Source organism: Pseudorhodoplanes sp. (assembly GCF_035565855.1).
Lineage (GTDB): Bacteria > Pseudomonadota > Alphaproteobacteria > Rhizobiales > Xanthobacteraceae > Pseudorhodoplanes.
Window position 1 is genome coordinate 1 of the sequence record NZ_DATMRX010000361.1, and the last position, 12,175, is coordinate 12,175.

The 12,175-nt window shown below is 64.0% G+C and carries 15 protein-coding genes and 1 pseudogene; 9 read left to right on the forward strand and 7 right to left on the reverse strand.

Translation table 11 applies throughout. From position 1 onward, the window contains the following. Together VN004_RS20565 and petA are read right to left on the reverse strand one after the other, a co-directional pair. Positions 1-294: pseudogene (locus VN004_RS20565) on the reverse strand (cytochrome b); the annotation flags it as partial. Between the two features lie 38 nt (positions 295-332). Then, the gene (gene petA / locus VN004_RS20570) at positions 333-866 is read right to left on the reverse strand and encodes a ubiquinol-cytochrome c reductase iron-sulfur subunit (RefSeq protein WP_325614039.1); all 534 of its coding nucleotides are present in this window, start codon (positions 864-866) and stop codon (positions 333-335) included. A gap of 263 nt (positions 867-1,129) precedes the next feature. Between petA and VN004_RS20575 the strand changes: the two genes are divergently transcribed. The 5 genes from VN004_RS20575 to hemF all read left to right on the forward strand — a co-directional run bounded on the left by VN004_RS20575 (position 1,130) and on the right by hemF (position 4,381). After that, entirely contained in the window at positions 1,130-1,600 is a 471-nt protein-coding gene (locus VN004_RS20575; protein WP_325614053.1) for a tRNA (cytidine(34)-2'-O)-methyltransferase, read from the forward strand. An 84-nt stretch (positions 1,601-1,684) separates the two neighbouring features. Next, positions 1,685-2,035, forward strand: a complete 351-nt coding sequence (locus VN004_RS20580; RefSeq protein WP_325614040.1) for a thioredoxin family protein — start codon at positions 1,685-1,687, stop codon at positions 2,033-2,035. Beyond that, positions 2,032-2,292, forward strand: coding sequence for a SemiSWEET transporter (locus VN004_RS20585; protein ID WP_325614041.1), 261 nt, complete (start codon positions 2,032-2,034; stop codon positions 2,290-2,292). Before VN004_RS20580 ends, VN004_RS20585 begins: the two co-directional genes overlap by 4 nt. A 135-nt stretch (positions 2,293-2,427) precedes the next feature. Further along, the gene (locus tag VN004_RS20590; RefSeq protein ID WP_325614042.1) at positions 2,428-3,435 is read left to right on the forward strand and encodes a L,D-transpeptidase; all 1,008 of its coding nucleotides are present in this window, start codon (positions 2,428-2,430) and stop codon (positions 3,433-3,435) included. After that, positions 3,422-4,381 (forward strand): oxygen-dependent coproporphyrinogen oxidase, encoded by a 960-nt coding sequence (gene hemF, locus VN004_RS20595; protein WP_325614043.1) that lies wholly within the window; start codon positions 3,422-3,424, stop codon positions 4,379-4,381. The genes VN004_RS20590 and hemF overlap by 14 nt, the downstream gene beginning before the upstream one ends. A gap of 27 nt (positions 4,382-4,408) precedes the next feature. Here the strand turns inward: hemF and VN004_RS20600 are convergent, their stop codons facing one another. Beyond that, on the reverse strand, positions 4,409-5,392 hold the full coding sequence (locus VN004_RS20600) for a tripartite tricarboxylate transporter substrate binding protein (protein WP_325614044.1): 984 nt from the start codon (positions 5,390-5,392) through the stop codon (positions 4,409-4,411). Between the two features lie 660 nt (positions 5,393-6,052). Here VN004_RS20600 and VN004_RS20605 point away from each other — a divergent pair. Further along, positions 6,053-6,787, forward strand: a complete 735-nt coding sequence (locus VN004_RS20605; RefSeq protein ID WP_325614045.1) for an outer membrane protein — start codon at positions 6,053-6,055, stop codon at positions 6,785-6,787. Positions 6,788-6,870: 83 nt separating this feature from the next. Here VN004_RS20605 and VN004_RS20610 read toward each other — a convergent pair whose 3' ends face one another. Genes VN004_RS20610 through VN004_RS20625 form a run of 4 tightly spaced genes read right to left on the reverse strand, consistent with a single transcriptional unit; the run spans position 6,871 to position 9,640 of the window. Further along, positions 6,871-8,121 carry a CCA tRNA nucleotidyltransferase gene (locus VN004_RS20610; RefSeq protein ID WP_325614046.1) on the reverse strand — a complete coding sequence of 417 codons (1,251 nt, stop codon included), beginning with the start codon at positions 8,119-8,121 and terminating at the stop codon, positions 6,871-6,873. Beyond that, the gene (locus VN004_RS20615) at positions 8,118-8,381 is read right to left on the reverse strand and encodes a DUF6111 family protein (RefSeq protein ID WP_325614047.1); all 264 of its coding nucleotides are present in this window, start codon (positions 8,379-8,381) and stop codon (positions 8,118-8,120) included. The genes VN004_RS20610 and VN004_RS20615 overlap by 4 nt, the downstream gene beginning before the upstream one ends. Continuing rightward, the gene (locus VN004_RS20620) at positions 8,378-9,037 is read right to left on the reverse strand and encodes a CoA pyrophosphatase (RefSeq protein WP_325614048.1); all 660 of its coding nucleotides are present in this window, start codon (positions 9,035-9,037) and stop codon (positions 8,378-8,380) included. Before VN004_RS20620 ends, VN004_RS20615 begins: the two co-directional genes overlap by 4 nt. Before the next feature lie 12 nt (positions 9,038-9,049). Then, complete coding sequence (locus VN004_RS20625; RefSeq protein ID WP_325614049.1) at positions 9,050-9,640, reverse strand: DUF1285 domain-containing protein; 591 nt, start codon at positions 9,638-9,640, stop codon at positions 9,050-9,052. A 213-nt stretch (positions 9,641-9,853) separates the two neighbouring features. Here VN004_RS20625 and VN004_RS20630 point away from each other — a divergent pair, with 213 nt between their 5' ends. The 3 genes from VN004_RS20630 to VN004_RS20640 form a co-directional block, all read left to right on the forward strand. Beyond that, positions 9,854-10,864 (forward strand): MoxR family ATPase, encoded by a 1,011-nt coding sequence (locus VN004_RS20630; protein ID WP_325614050.1) that lies wholly within the window; start codon positions 9,854-9,856, stop codon positions 10,862-10,864. Between the two features lie 3 nt (positions 10,865-10,867). Beyond that, entirely contained in the window at positions 10,868-11,818 is a 951-nt protein-coding gene (locus VN004_RS20635) for a DUF58 domain-containing protein (RefSeq protein ID WP_325614051.1), read from the forward strand. Next, the coding region (locus VN004_RS20640) for a BatA domain-containing protein (protein ID WP_325614052.1) at positions 11,815-12,175 on the forward strand (361 nt) is incomplete at its 3' end. The genes VN004_RS20635 and VN004_RS20640, both read left to right, overlap by 4 nt.

A 12,175-nucleotide genomic window follows, 5' to 3' on the forward strand; every position in this document is an offset into this window, starting at 1 on the left:
GTTGGCGTGCAGATAGCGCAGCAGCCAGCCGTAATTCACGTCGCGCATGATGTGCTCGACGGAGTTGAAGGCAAGGGTATCGTGCGGGGTGTAGTGCATCACCAGCACGATGCCGGTGATGATCTGCGCCGCCAGCATGAAGGAGAGGATGCCGCCGAAGGTCCACCAATAGTTCAGGTTGCGCGGCGTCGGATAGGCGATGAAGGAGGAGTGGACGAGACCCGCGATCGGCAGCCGCCGCTCCATCCACTTCATGAATGCGTTTTGCGGCTGATAGGTCGAGTGTCCGCTCATGGATTAGGCCTTCTTGGAAAAACCATCAGGAAAGGCGATCAGGCGCCGATCCTGATCCGGGTGTCGGAGATGAATTCGTAGGGCGGCAGCGCGAGGTTGCTCGGCGCCGGACCGGAGCGGATGCGGCCCGAGGTGTCATAGACCGAGCCGTGGCAGGGACAGAAATAGCCGTTGTAGGGGCCGGCATGCGCGATCGGAATGCATCCGAGATGGGTGCAGATGCCGATCAGCACCTGGAAATTGGCATGGCCTTTCTTCACCCGCGCCGAGTCGGGTTGGGGGTCGGGCAGGCTCGCCAGATTGACGTCCTCCGCCTCCTTGATCTCCTTCGGCGTGCGATGATTCACGAAGATCGGCTTGCCGCGCCAGAACACCTTGATGACCTGGCCTTCGGCCACCGGCGTCAGGTCGACTTCCACCGGGGCGCCGGCGGCGATCGTCGAGGCATCCGGATTCATCTGATAAATCAGTGGCCAGGCCGTGAAGGCGGCGCCGACGGCTGCGACGGAGCCGGTCGCCACGTAAAGGAAGTCGCGGCGCGTATGAGCCGCCGATGCTGCTGTGGATGCCACGGTGAAAGTCCCTCTTCCGTCGTGCCGGGAAGCTGCGCGCTGCAAACCTTCGAGGGACCTGACCGCTTCGTTCGTCCCCCGAACGGCGAGCGAACCGGCCACGTCAGACCCGTGGGAAGGCCGTCGGCGGCGATCCGGCGGCGTGTTATTGGCACCCTTACCCCGGGAGTGCAAGAGTGCCATTGCAACTCCGCTAAAAAGTCGCACAAGTCCTTAGCCGAACGTCGTATTTCGATGCGCCGAAAGGTGGGATCCTGACCGAAATCAATGCACCCGCGGTCGCGCTCTATGAGCCCGACATCCCGCAGAACACCGGCACGATTCTCCGGCTCTGCGCCTGCCTCGGTTTTACAGGCCATCTGATCGAGCCGGCAGGCTTCCCCGTGACCGACCGCGCCTTCCGCCGCGCGGGAATGGATTACCTCGACCAGGTGAGGATCGAACGCCACGCCTCCTTCGCGGCCTTCGACGCATGGCGGCGCGAGGCCGGGCTCGCATTGACTTTGTTCACAACAAAGGCCGACACCAGCTATCTCGACCACGATTACCGGCGGCCGCAGATCCTGATGTTCGGACGCGAATCGGCCGGGGTGCCGCCTGAAGTCGCTGCGGCAGCCGACGCCCGGCTGGTCATCCCGATGCGCGGCGGGCTTCGCTCGATCAACGTGGCGATGTCCGTCGCGATGGCCGCGGGCGAAATGCTGCGCCAGCGGCGAACGGACGGGCCTGCATAGCGGCTCCGAGCGCGGCGCCTGAACAACGGCCCCGATTGAACGTTATGATGCGGAACCTGCCGCCCCTTTGGTTTGATATCGCCGATGGCCTTCAATCCCGACTACACGCGAGACGAACCAAGCCGCAATGAGATCGACGCGCTGGCCGGGCCGGCGCTTCTGGAATTCGGCAGCCCCTGGTGCGGATATTGCCGGCGCACAGCGCCACTCGTGGAACAGTCATTTGCTGAACACCCGGCCATCCGCCACATCCGAATCGAGGACGGCAGCGGACGGCCGCTGGGGCGCTCGTTCGGCGTCACGCTTTGGCCGACGCTCATTTTCCTGAAGGACGGCCGCGAGGTCAGCCGCCTCGTGAGGCCCATGGACGTCCGCGATATCGCGGCGGCGATGAAGGCGATCGACCCGGCCGGCGAGCGGGCCGTCCCGGCGTGACCACGAACACGGTCACGCTGATCGGCTTGCTGGCGGCGGCGCTGACCACGAGCGCGAATTTGCCACAGGTGTTGAAAGCCTGGCGGACGCGCGAAACCTCAGATCTTTCTCTGAAAATGACGGTTATTCTGGCGGCCGGGCTGGGCTTCTGGGTCGTCTACGGCGTCCTGCAAGGCGATGCTGTCATTGTGATCGCGAATGCCGTTGCGATGCTGCTCGCGCTGGCGCTGACGGTCCTGAAGCTCCGACACGGCTAGGGGCCGCTGACGTTCGTCCCCTGACGGGAATGTTTATCGTGCGATGGCTCAAAGTGTGTTTTGAGGTCGCGGCCAGTTCCTTTGCGATTCCGCAAAACCGCCACGCTTCAATTCGCCTATCGGAGAGTCATGCGCATGCGCGAACTCATTCTTTCCCGCAGATCGGTCCTGCTCGCCTCCGCAATCGCTCCGCTTGCCGCTGTCTTCCCGCAAGCGGTCGCGCAGGATGCACCCGACCTCGCGGCAATGAAGCCGGGCGAATTCACCTGGAATCCCGAGCGCGCGCCGTCCGGCCCGGTTGTGGTCCTCGTGTCGATCCCGGATCAGCGCGTCGCGGTCTACCGGGGCGGCACCCTGATCGGCGCTGCGACCTGCTCCACCGGAAAACCCGGCCACTCGACGCCGGCGGGCGTGTTCGTGATCCTGCAGAAAGACAAGAACCACCACTCATCGACCTATAACAATGCGTCGATGCCCTACATGGAGCGGCTGACCTGGCAAGGCGTCGCGCTCCATGCCGGCAACCTGCCTGGCTATCCCGCAAGCCATGGCTGCATCCGGCTGCCGCTGGAATTTGCCAAGCTTCTGTTCGGCGTCACGACGCTCGGCACGCCGGTGATTGTGGCTGACGCGAAAATGGCGACCGCCGATATCCGCCATCCGGGCCTGCTGATCTCCGACCATGTGGAGGAGATGGCGCGCGCGGCCGTGCAGCAGGCGGCGGCGAAGCAGCCCCATCCCGAGCATGCGACCGTCGACACCCACGAAGCGGCCGCCTTCGTGATATCGACCGCCGACAAGAAGCTGCTCGCCTTCGTCAACGGCAAGGAAGTGTTCTCGTCCCCCGTTGGGTTGAAGGCCCCGGAACAATCCTACGGCAATCACGCCTTCACACTGACGGGACCGGATTCCGATCCGCGCCACATGAAATGGATGGCGGTCGGGCTCGACGCCGTGCATGCTGCCCAGTCGGACCAGATCGTCGCTTCCACCCTGAACCGGATCGACCTTCCGCCCGAGGCTGCCCAGCGCGTGCTCGCTCTGATGCATCCGGGCTCGACCATGGTCATCACCAGCGGTCCGGCAACGACCGCAAATCGCACCGAACCCGGCTTCACGATCATCTCCCATGACGACGCATAATCCCAACACACGCGACCGCGCCGCAATAACCGGCGCCCTCCCCCCTCTGGACGCCGATGCTTCACTGCTCGACGCCCGCAAAGCCAAGGCGCGTGCCTGGTTCGAGGAATTGCGCGACCGGATCTGCTCCGCCTTCGAAACGCTGGAAGACGATCTGCCCGCCGGCCTGCCGCAATCATCGCTGCCGCCGGGCCGTTTCTCGCGCACCCCATGGGATCGAACCGACCATAGCGGCACACCGGGCGGCGGCGGCGTGATGTCCATCATGAAGGGCCGCGTGTTCGAAAAGGTCGGCGTTCATTGCTCGACCGTGTTCGGCGAGTTCGCTCCGGAATTCCGAAAGGAGATACCGGGTGCGGAAGCCGATCCGCGCTTCTGGGCCTCCGGCATCTCCCTGATTGCGCATATGTGGAATCCGAATGTGCCGGCGGTTCACATGAACACGCGCTTTGTGGTCACGACCAAGGCGTGGTTCGGCGGCGGCGCAGACCTGACACCGGTGCTGAATGCACGCCGCACCCAGGACGATCCCGATTCGATCGCATTCCACGCCGCGATGAAAGCCGCCTGCGATGCGCACGCTGCGGTCGCGCCCTACGACAAATACAAGAGCTGGTGCGACGAGTATTTCTTCCTGAAGCACCGCAACGAGCCGCGCGGGATCGGCGGCATCTTCTACGACTGGCACAATAGCGGTGACTGGGACGCGGATTTCGCCTTCACGCAGGATGTGGGCCTTGCCTTCCTCGACATCTATCCGCGGCTGGTGCGCGCCAATTTCGAAAAGCCCTATAGCGAAGCGCAGCGCGAGGAACAGCTCATCCGGCGCGGGCGCTATGTCGAGTACAACCTGCTTTACGACCGCGGCACGATCTTCGGATTGAAGACCGGCGGCAACGTCGACTCGATCCTGTCGTCGCTGCCGCCGGTGGTGAAATGGCCCTGATGAATCGGCTCAGGTCCTCACCCGCACTTACTGCGCGGCGATTTTCGCATCGCGGACCGTGTCGGCCCACAGCTTGACGTTGATGCCGATCTGTTTCGCGAGGTCCTTGGAGGACTGAGGACTGGGCACGAAGCCCTGCACCAGCAGCTTGTCCTTCAAGGCAGGGTCGACAATCGCCGCCTGAAACGCGGATTGCAGCTTGTCGATAACCGGCTGCGGAGTGCCGGCCGGAGCCATCACACCGATCCAGTCGACCAGCTTGAAGTCCGGCAGACCGCTTTCGGCGACGGTCGGCACATCCGGCAAGGCCGCGTTGCGCTGAGCGCTCGTCACTGCAAGCGCCCGCAGCTTCCCGCTCTTCACATGCGCGCCGACGGGAGCGACCAGGATCCATAGGGCATCGATTTCACCGCCCAGCATCCCGGTCACGGCCGGGCCGCCACCCTTGTAGGGCACGTGAACCCAGTCGATCCCGGCCTTCAATCCGAACAATGCCCCGGTGAGATGACTGATCGTTCCGACCCCGGGCGACCCGATCGTCACCGGCTTTCCTTCGGCCGCACGCTTCTTCGCATAGGCAATAAAATCGCCGAGCGAGTTCAGGTTGGAATCGGGCCGGACAAGCAGGGCGTCCGTGGTCTCGGCCAGCTGCACGACCGGCGTCAGATCCTTGAGCGGATCGACACTATCCTTCGGCCGCAGGCTCGGCGCCGCGGTGACGCCGTCGGTCGTCAACAGAAGCGTGTATCCGTCCGGCGCAGACTTGGCGACATGAGCGAACGCGATGTTCCCGCCTGCACCTGGCCGGTTTTCCGTAAACACCTTGCCGAACGATTTCTCGAGCGAGCCTTCGAGCAGACGACTGAGGATATCGAGTCCTCCACCGGCCGAGCCTCCGACGACGATTCGCACAGGGCGCTGGGGAAAGTTGCTTTCGGCGGGGTCGGCCGCGCATGGCGACACAGCTCCCGCCAGCAGGGCGACGGATGCAGCAAAGATGAGATGTTTCATTTCATTCCTGAGTGCCGACTGAAAAGAAGCCGGCGCTCCTATCACATCGTTGCCGCGTCAACGGTCGGCTGAAAAAATAACAATATCCCTTTCGGCTTCGCGCGATCGCGGAGATGATTTTCCGTCGAATGCAGCCCGTACGTAGAAAATCCGTACGCGCGCGCTGCGGAAGCGAATCCGTGCGAGGCGTCACTCTTACCGGTAAGCCGTCACCGGAGGTCGCAGGCGGCGGCCACATTCCGTCAACCATTCGTTAACCCCGGCGGTAATTTGGACAGCCGGAATACGCCCTCGATCGCAGAGAGGGCCCGGGTAAACACGGGAACAAGGCAGAAGCCGAACGCGATACCAGGGAGCTTCAAAGGATACCTTCGCGCCCTGTGGATACGTCGGAAGCTCCCTGTTTTCAGGTCTTTCCTGCATCAGCGGGCTTAACCTGACCCGCCCCCACACTCCTTGTTTCGAGGCGGCTGAGGTGTTCCTTTATGGTTAGGGAACCGTGTTTGTTGCTGCAAAAACACACTGCTCCGAGAAGCACCATCGTGACCCGATTGTGGCAGATTTTTAGACAGTTCTGCCGTATTTGGCTCGTACACGCGTATTGAGACGGAACGCTCGTACGTCTTTGGTGCACTCTGAAGAAAGGACATGGGGGAGCTCATGCGTAACATCACAATCGCTGCAGTGGCGGCTGCAGGTATCGCGCTCGGCGCGGTGCAGTCTGCTTCGGCGGCTGACATTGCCCGTCCGGTTTACAAGGCAGCGCCGGTGGTCACGGCCTACAACTGGAGCGGCTTCTACATCGGCGGCAACGTCGGTTACGGCTGGGGTCGCGGCGACTTCGACAATCTCGCGGGTTATTCCTGGAATCAGGATGGTGTCTTCGCCGGCGGCCAGATCGGCTGGAACTGGCAGGGCGCAGGTTCGCCGTGGGTCTGGGGCGTCGAGGTTGACTCCCAGTGGGCCAACATGAAGGACAGCGTGACGGTTGCGGCCGGCCCGCTCGTTGCCAACGCCTTCAGCGAGCTGAACTACTTCGGCACCGCGCGTCTGCGCCTTGGCTATGCCTGGGATCGCGCGATGTTGTACGCCACCGGCGGTCTCGCCTGGGGCACGAACGAAGTCGGCGCCAGCCTCGCTCTTCCGGGCGTCTTCGTTTCCGGCACGGCTTCCGACACTCACGTCGGCTGGACGGTTGGCGGCGGCGTCGAATGGGCGCTGCTCGACAACTGGTCGGCCAAGGTTGAATACCTGTATCTCGACCTCGGCAACGAATCCTACCTCGGCGGCCCGGCTGCTGGTGGCTTCAATGTCGATCTCACCGCTCACACTGTGAAGGTCGGTCTGAACTATCGCTTCGGCTACAGCAAGTCGCCGGTCGTCGCGAAGTACTGATCGTCTCTATCGCTCTCCTAAACTCGAAAGCCCCGGCTGTTCGCCGGGGCTTTTTTCATGGCCGGATGTCATCGCATCAGTGTCTATGCGCGATGCTCGGCCGCGACCCGTGCGATGATCGCCGCGATCGCACCTTGATCGGTCGGGAAGTCCGCAGCGATCCATGCCGCCTCCGCCTCGCGCAAGGCCGCGCCGAGTGAAGGGCCCTTCGGCACACCCCGCGCCATCAGATCGGACGCACTGACCGGACAGGACGGAGGCGTCCATTGCGTGGGGAAGGCGGCAAGCGCACGCCACCTTGCGTCCTCGGCCGGTGCGGACGAATGGCTCCATGCGAGCAGGACCCGATCGGCAAAGCCGGAACCGCCCACACGATACAAGAAGGCGCGTGCCTGCTGCGCGCTGAAAGACGGCGCAATCCGCCACCAGGCGTCCGCCATGCTTTGCAGCCGGCCGTGCTCGGCATTGGACAGACGCAAGCGCTCGAACAAACGCTCGGCATCCTCTTCAATGACAACGGCAAGCGCTCCCAGCCGGCGAACGGCATCCGGCCGCTCACCGAGTTCCGCTTCGATGGCGACCATTTTCTCGAACGCGACGAGATAACTCACGCCGCCATGGATCATGGACATGAGCCCGGCATCCGACATCACGCGAACGACGTCGGCGGCCCGCCGCGCGACCAGCAGCTTCAACACTTCCATGCGCACGCGTTCGCGCGACAGCGACGTCAGGCCCGCGCGCGCGGCGATGCAGGCATGGAGCGCAGCGGCATCCGGCTGTCCGACACCATAGGCGGCATGGAACCGGAAGAAGCGCAGGATGCGGAGATAATCCTCCGCAATCCGCGCGGCGGCGTCGCCGATGAACCGCACCCGCCGTTGGTCGAGATCGGCAAGTCCGCCGACATAATCGTGAACGACGCCGTCGCGCGACACCGAGAGGGCGTTGATCGTAAAGTCCCGGCGCTCCGCATCGCGACGCCAGTCGCGGCCGAACGCGACCTTGGCCTTGCGGCCATAGGTCTCCACGTCTTCGCGCAACGTCGTGACTTCAAGGGGCACGCCGTCAGCAAGCAATGTCACGGTGCCATGGTCGATGCCGGTCGGCACCGCGCGCAGCTGCGCCCTCTCGGCGCGACGCAGAATCTCCTCGGGCAGCGCCGTCGTCGCGATATCGATTTCATGGACCGGTTCGCCGAGCAGCGCATTACGCACGGCACCGCCGACCACGCGCGCCTCTTCCCCGTCGCAATCCAGAATGCCGAGGATGTCGCGCACCGGCCCCGCGGCGAGCCAGGCGGCTGCACCGAGATGCGGCCGCGACCCGCTCATTTGAAATGTCCGGGGATCAGCTTGCCGTCTTCCATATGCGGAGGGACATAATCCGACCCAGCCGGCTGATAATCGAGCTGCCCGAGCACCACGAAGCCGCCGATCATGAGGATCACCGCAGCGGCGGTCAGCCAGCCCAGCGTTTTCATCGGCCACGATTCGACGTCCAGAACGCCGGAGCGGGTGGCGAAGAGGAACAGCGCATAGATCCCGAATGGCGTCAGGAATAACAGCAATTCGGTCAGGATCGGCCTGATCATGCGCCGTAGATCCTTTGCTGAAGATTCCGGAAGATGCCGGCGGTCACGCCCCAGATATAACGATCCTGGAAGGGAATGGCGTAATAGGTTCGCATCATGCCCTGCCACTCGCGGCTATGGGTCTGATGGTTGGCCACTTCCATCATGAACTTCAGCGGCACTTCGAAAGCGCTCTCCACTTCGCCTGGATTGAGCGTCAGGGTGAAAGTCGGATGCACGCGCGCGACCACCGGCACGATACGATAGCCGAGCGTGGTCATGTACACGTCGAGATATCCGATCGGGTCCACCACGTCCGAGGACAGGCCGATTTCCTCATCCGCCTCGCGCAGGGCCGCCGCCAGCGGCGACGCATCGGTCGGATCGATCTTGCCGCCCGGAAACGCGATCTGACCGGCATGCTGCGGCAGATGCGCCGTGCGCTGGGTCAGAAGAACCATCGGCTCGTCGCGATCGATGACCGGAATCAGAACCGCTGCGGGCTTGATCGGCCGCACCGCGGCCATTGCCTTGACCACCGGATCCGCGTCGTGATCGCCGCGCACCGGCAACGCATCGGGATCGCTGAGGCCGACCGGAGGATCGAGCGTCAAGAGCGCGCGGGCGCGATCGAAGAAATCGGTGCGCGGCAATGTCTCGGATGCGATCTCGGTCATTCTCTTCAGTTTTCAGAATTCGACGGACTCGGCGGGCGCCATCGGAAAGAACGCGCCGCCCGACGCCACCCCGATCATGCGCTCGCCATCAATGTCGCGCTCTTCCCCAAGTTCGACCAGATCGTACAACAACGCGCGCGTGACCTTGGCCCACAGATCGTTGCGAACGTGCAGATAGGGTTTCAATCCCTCCGAGGCTCCACGTTCGAAACGCAGCGCGTGAGCCGCGTCGCAGGCGACCCAATCATCAACATTGGTGCGGAAAAGCAAGCGCGGTTCCGACGCGGGGCCCTCGCGCCGCATTTCGACGGCCAGGAACGGCGCGTCTTCCACGACGATCCCGACCTTTTCGACCGGTGTCACCAGGAAATACTTGTCGCCTTCGCGCTTGAGGACCGAGGCGAACAGCCGCACCAGCGGCGCCCGGCCGATCGGTGTGCCGAGATAGTACCAGGTCCCGTCCGAAGCGATCCGGATATCGAGATCGCCGCAAAACGGCGGATTCCAGAGATGGACGGGCGGCGGCCCCTTCCCCGCCGATCCGCGGACCGACGCGGCGATGGTCTCCAGCCCTGAGGTATTGTCCTGCCTTTGCTTCGCCATGGTTTGATCTGAGCCTGCCTCCGAGCGCCTCAGCAGGATTTCCCGCGCAAAAGTGATCGATGGATCCGAGCCCGACACCCGGCAAAAATAGCGTAAGTTATGCTGCTTTTGCCCCGCCCTTCATCGATTCGGGCGGTCCGTTCGCTGGCGCGGTTGTTGCATCGCTTGGCGTGGATATATGCCTCATAGTCGGATGACAGAAGGAACGACCGAATGCCGGCAGCCGGCGAAAGTATCGAAAAACTGGAAGATATGATCGTACGCACCGCGGAATCGACCGCAAGCCATGCGCGCGCCGCCAAGGAGGCGATCGGATCGGTCATCTTCGGCCAGGAGCGCGTGGTCGAACAGGCGCTCATTACCATTCTCTGCGGCGGTCATGGACTTCTGGTCGGCGTACCCGGCCTCGCCAAGACCAAGCTTGTCGAGACCATGGGGGTGGTCCTCGGATTGGACGCCCGACGGATCCAGTTCACGCCGGACCTGATGCCGTCCGACATTCTCGGATCGGAAGTCCTCGAGGAGGCGCCGGGCGGCAAGCGCAATTTCCGCTTCATTCCCGGACCGATCTTCGCGCAATTGCTGATGGCGGACGAAATCAACCGCGCCAGCCCGCGCACGCAATCGGCGCTGTTGCAGGCGATGCAGGAACTCCACGTTACTGTCGCCGGCGCCCGCCACGATGTCCCGCGGCCGTTCCATGTGCTGGCAACACAAAATCCCCTCGAGCAGGAGGGAACCTACCCGCTGCCGGAAGCCCAACTCGACCGCTTCCTGATGCAGATCGACGTGGATTACCCGGACCTCGAGGCCGAGCGCCGCATGCTGTTCGACACCACCGGCGCGGAAGAGGCGAAGCCGAAGGCGGCCATGACCGCCGAAGACCTGATCGCTGCACAGCGGCTTGTTCGCAGGCTCCCGGTGGGCGAGTCCGTGGTCGATGCCATTCTGACGCTGGTCCGTTCGGCACGACCGCAAGCCAACGACCAGGATGAAAGCCGAAAGAAGATCGCATGGGGTCCCGGCCCCCGCGCCAGCCAGTCCTTGATGCTGGCGGTCCGCGCCCGCGCTCTGCTCGACGGGCGGCTCGCGCCATCGATCGATGACGTGATCGCGTTGGCCGAGCCGGTGCTGAAGCATCGCATGGCGCTGACCTTCCAGGCCCGCGCCGAAGGCGAAACGGTCGATGGGGTGATCGGTCAGTTGAAAGCGCGGCTTGGGTGATCGATGGCCATCGCGCCGGACGCCATCGCACAGGAAGCCGAAGCGGTACGCAGCGCCAGCGGGCAGTCACGCTCGCTCGCGGCGAGTCTGCCGCGCCTGATGCTGGAATCGCGCCGGATTGCCGCGACGGTCATTCATGGGCTGCACGGCCGGCGCCGCTCCGGAGCCGGGGAGAATTTCTGGCAATACCGTCGCTTCCTGTCGGGTGAACCGGCGCGGCGCGTGGACTGGCGCCGCTCGGCGCGCGACGACCATCTCTATGTCCGCGAACAGGAATGGGAAGCAGCGCATACGGTGTGGATCTGGCCAGACCGATCGCCTTCCATGGCCTTCTCGTCTCAGATGGCCTCGGACACCAAACTCGAACGCACCCTGGTGATTGCGTTCGCGCTTGCCGAAATCCTCGTCGAGGGTGGCGAGCGCGTCGGCGTGCCGGGACTTCTCCGCCCGACCGCCAGTCGAAACGTGATCGACAGGATGGCACAAGCCATGCTGCACGATGTTGCGCCGCGCGCCAGCCTGCCGCCCGGTTTCTCGCCCGCCCCGCTTTCCGAAGTGGTGTTGCTGTCCGACTTCTGGAGCCCGATCCCGGACTTCCGGAGCACATTGGCGCAACTGACCGGCAGTCACGCACGCATCCATGCGGTGCAGATCGTCGATCCTGCGGAAGAGACGTTTCCGTTCGCCGGCCGCGTCGAGTTTCTGGAGCCTGAAGGCGCCGGCAGCGTCACTGCCGGTCGCGCTGAGACGTGGCGCTCGGATTACCTCGAACGGCTTGCGGCGCACCGCTCGGCCATGCGCGAGGAGACCGACCGGGTCAATGCGAGCTTCATCATCCATCGGACCGACCGGGCCGCGAGCGAACTCGTGCTGGCCCTGCATGCCCGCATGGGACAAAGCGACGACGTCGTCGTCTCGGCATCGCGACCCGCACAAGCGGAGGCAGGCGCATGATCGGCGGATTGCCGCTCGGCTTTGCGCAGCCCCTCGTGCTGCTCGGCCTTCTCAGCCTTCCGGTGTTGTGGTGGCTGCTCCGCCTGATACCGCCGCGGCCGCGCCGTATCGCGTTTCCGCCGGCGCGGCTTCTGTTCGACATCGCTCCCAAGGAGGAGACGCCGTCGCGCACCCCGTGGTGGCTGACGCTGCTCCGGCTCAGCCTTGCGGCGCTGCTGATTTTCGCGGCCGCCGGGCCGATGTGGAACCCGTCGGTCGCTACCTCGAGCGGCTCGGGTCCGCTCGCGCTTCTGATCGATGACGGCTGGGCGGCTGCATCCACCTGGGACACACGCATTCGCACAGCCGATGACATGC

Coding starts and splice junctions, on each gene's coding strand:
- VN004_RS20580 (WP_325614040.1), top strand. CDS start 1,685: ATGGCCTTCAATCCCGACTACACGCGAGACGAACCAAGCCGCAATGAG.
- VN004_RS20590 (WP_325614042.1), top strand. CDS start 2,428: ATGCGCGAACTCATTCTTTCCCGCAGATCGGTCCTGCTCGCCTCCGCA.
- hemF (WP_325614043.1), top strand. CDS start 3,422: ATGACGACGCATAATCCCAACACACGCGACCGCGCCGCAATAACCGGC.
- VN004_RS20600 (WP_325614044.1), bottom strand. CDS start 5,392: ATGAAACATCTCATCTTTGCTGCATCCGTCGCCCTGCTGGCGGGAGCT.
- VN004_RS20605 (WP_325614045.1), top strand. CDS start 6,053: ATGCGTAACATCACAATCGCTGCAGTGGCGGCTGCAGGTATCGCGCTC.
- VN004_RS20610 (WP_325614046.1), bottom strand. CDS start 8,121: ATGAGCGGGTCGCGGCCGCATCTCGGTGCAGCCGCCTGGCTCGCCGCG.
- VN004_RS20615 (WP_325614047.1), bottom strand. CDS start 8,381: ATGATCAGGCCGATCCTGACCGAATTGCTGTTATTCCTGACGCCATTC.
- VN004_RS20620 (WP_325614048.1), bottom strand. CDS start 9,037: ATGACCGAGATCGCATCCGAGACATTGCCGCGCACCGATTTCTTCGAT.
- VN004_RS20625 (WP_325614049.1), bottom strand. CDS start 9,640: ATGGCGAAGCAAAGGCAGGACAATACCTCAGGGCTGGAGACCATCGCC.
- VN004_RS20630 (WP_325614050.1), top strand. CDS start 9,854: ATGCCGGCAGCCGGCGAAAGTATCGAAAAACTGGAAGATATGATCGTA.
- VN004_RS20635 (WP_325614051.1), top strand. CDS start 10,868: ATGGCCATCGCGCCGGACGCCATCGCACAGGAAGCCGAAGCGGTACGC.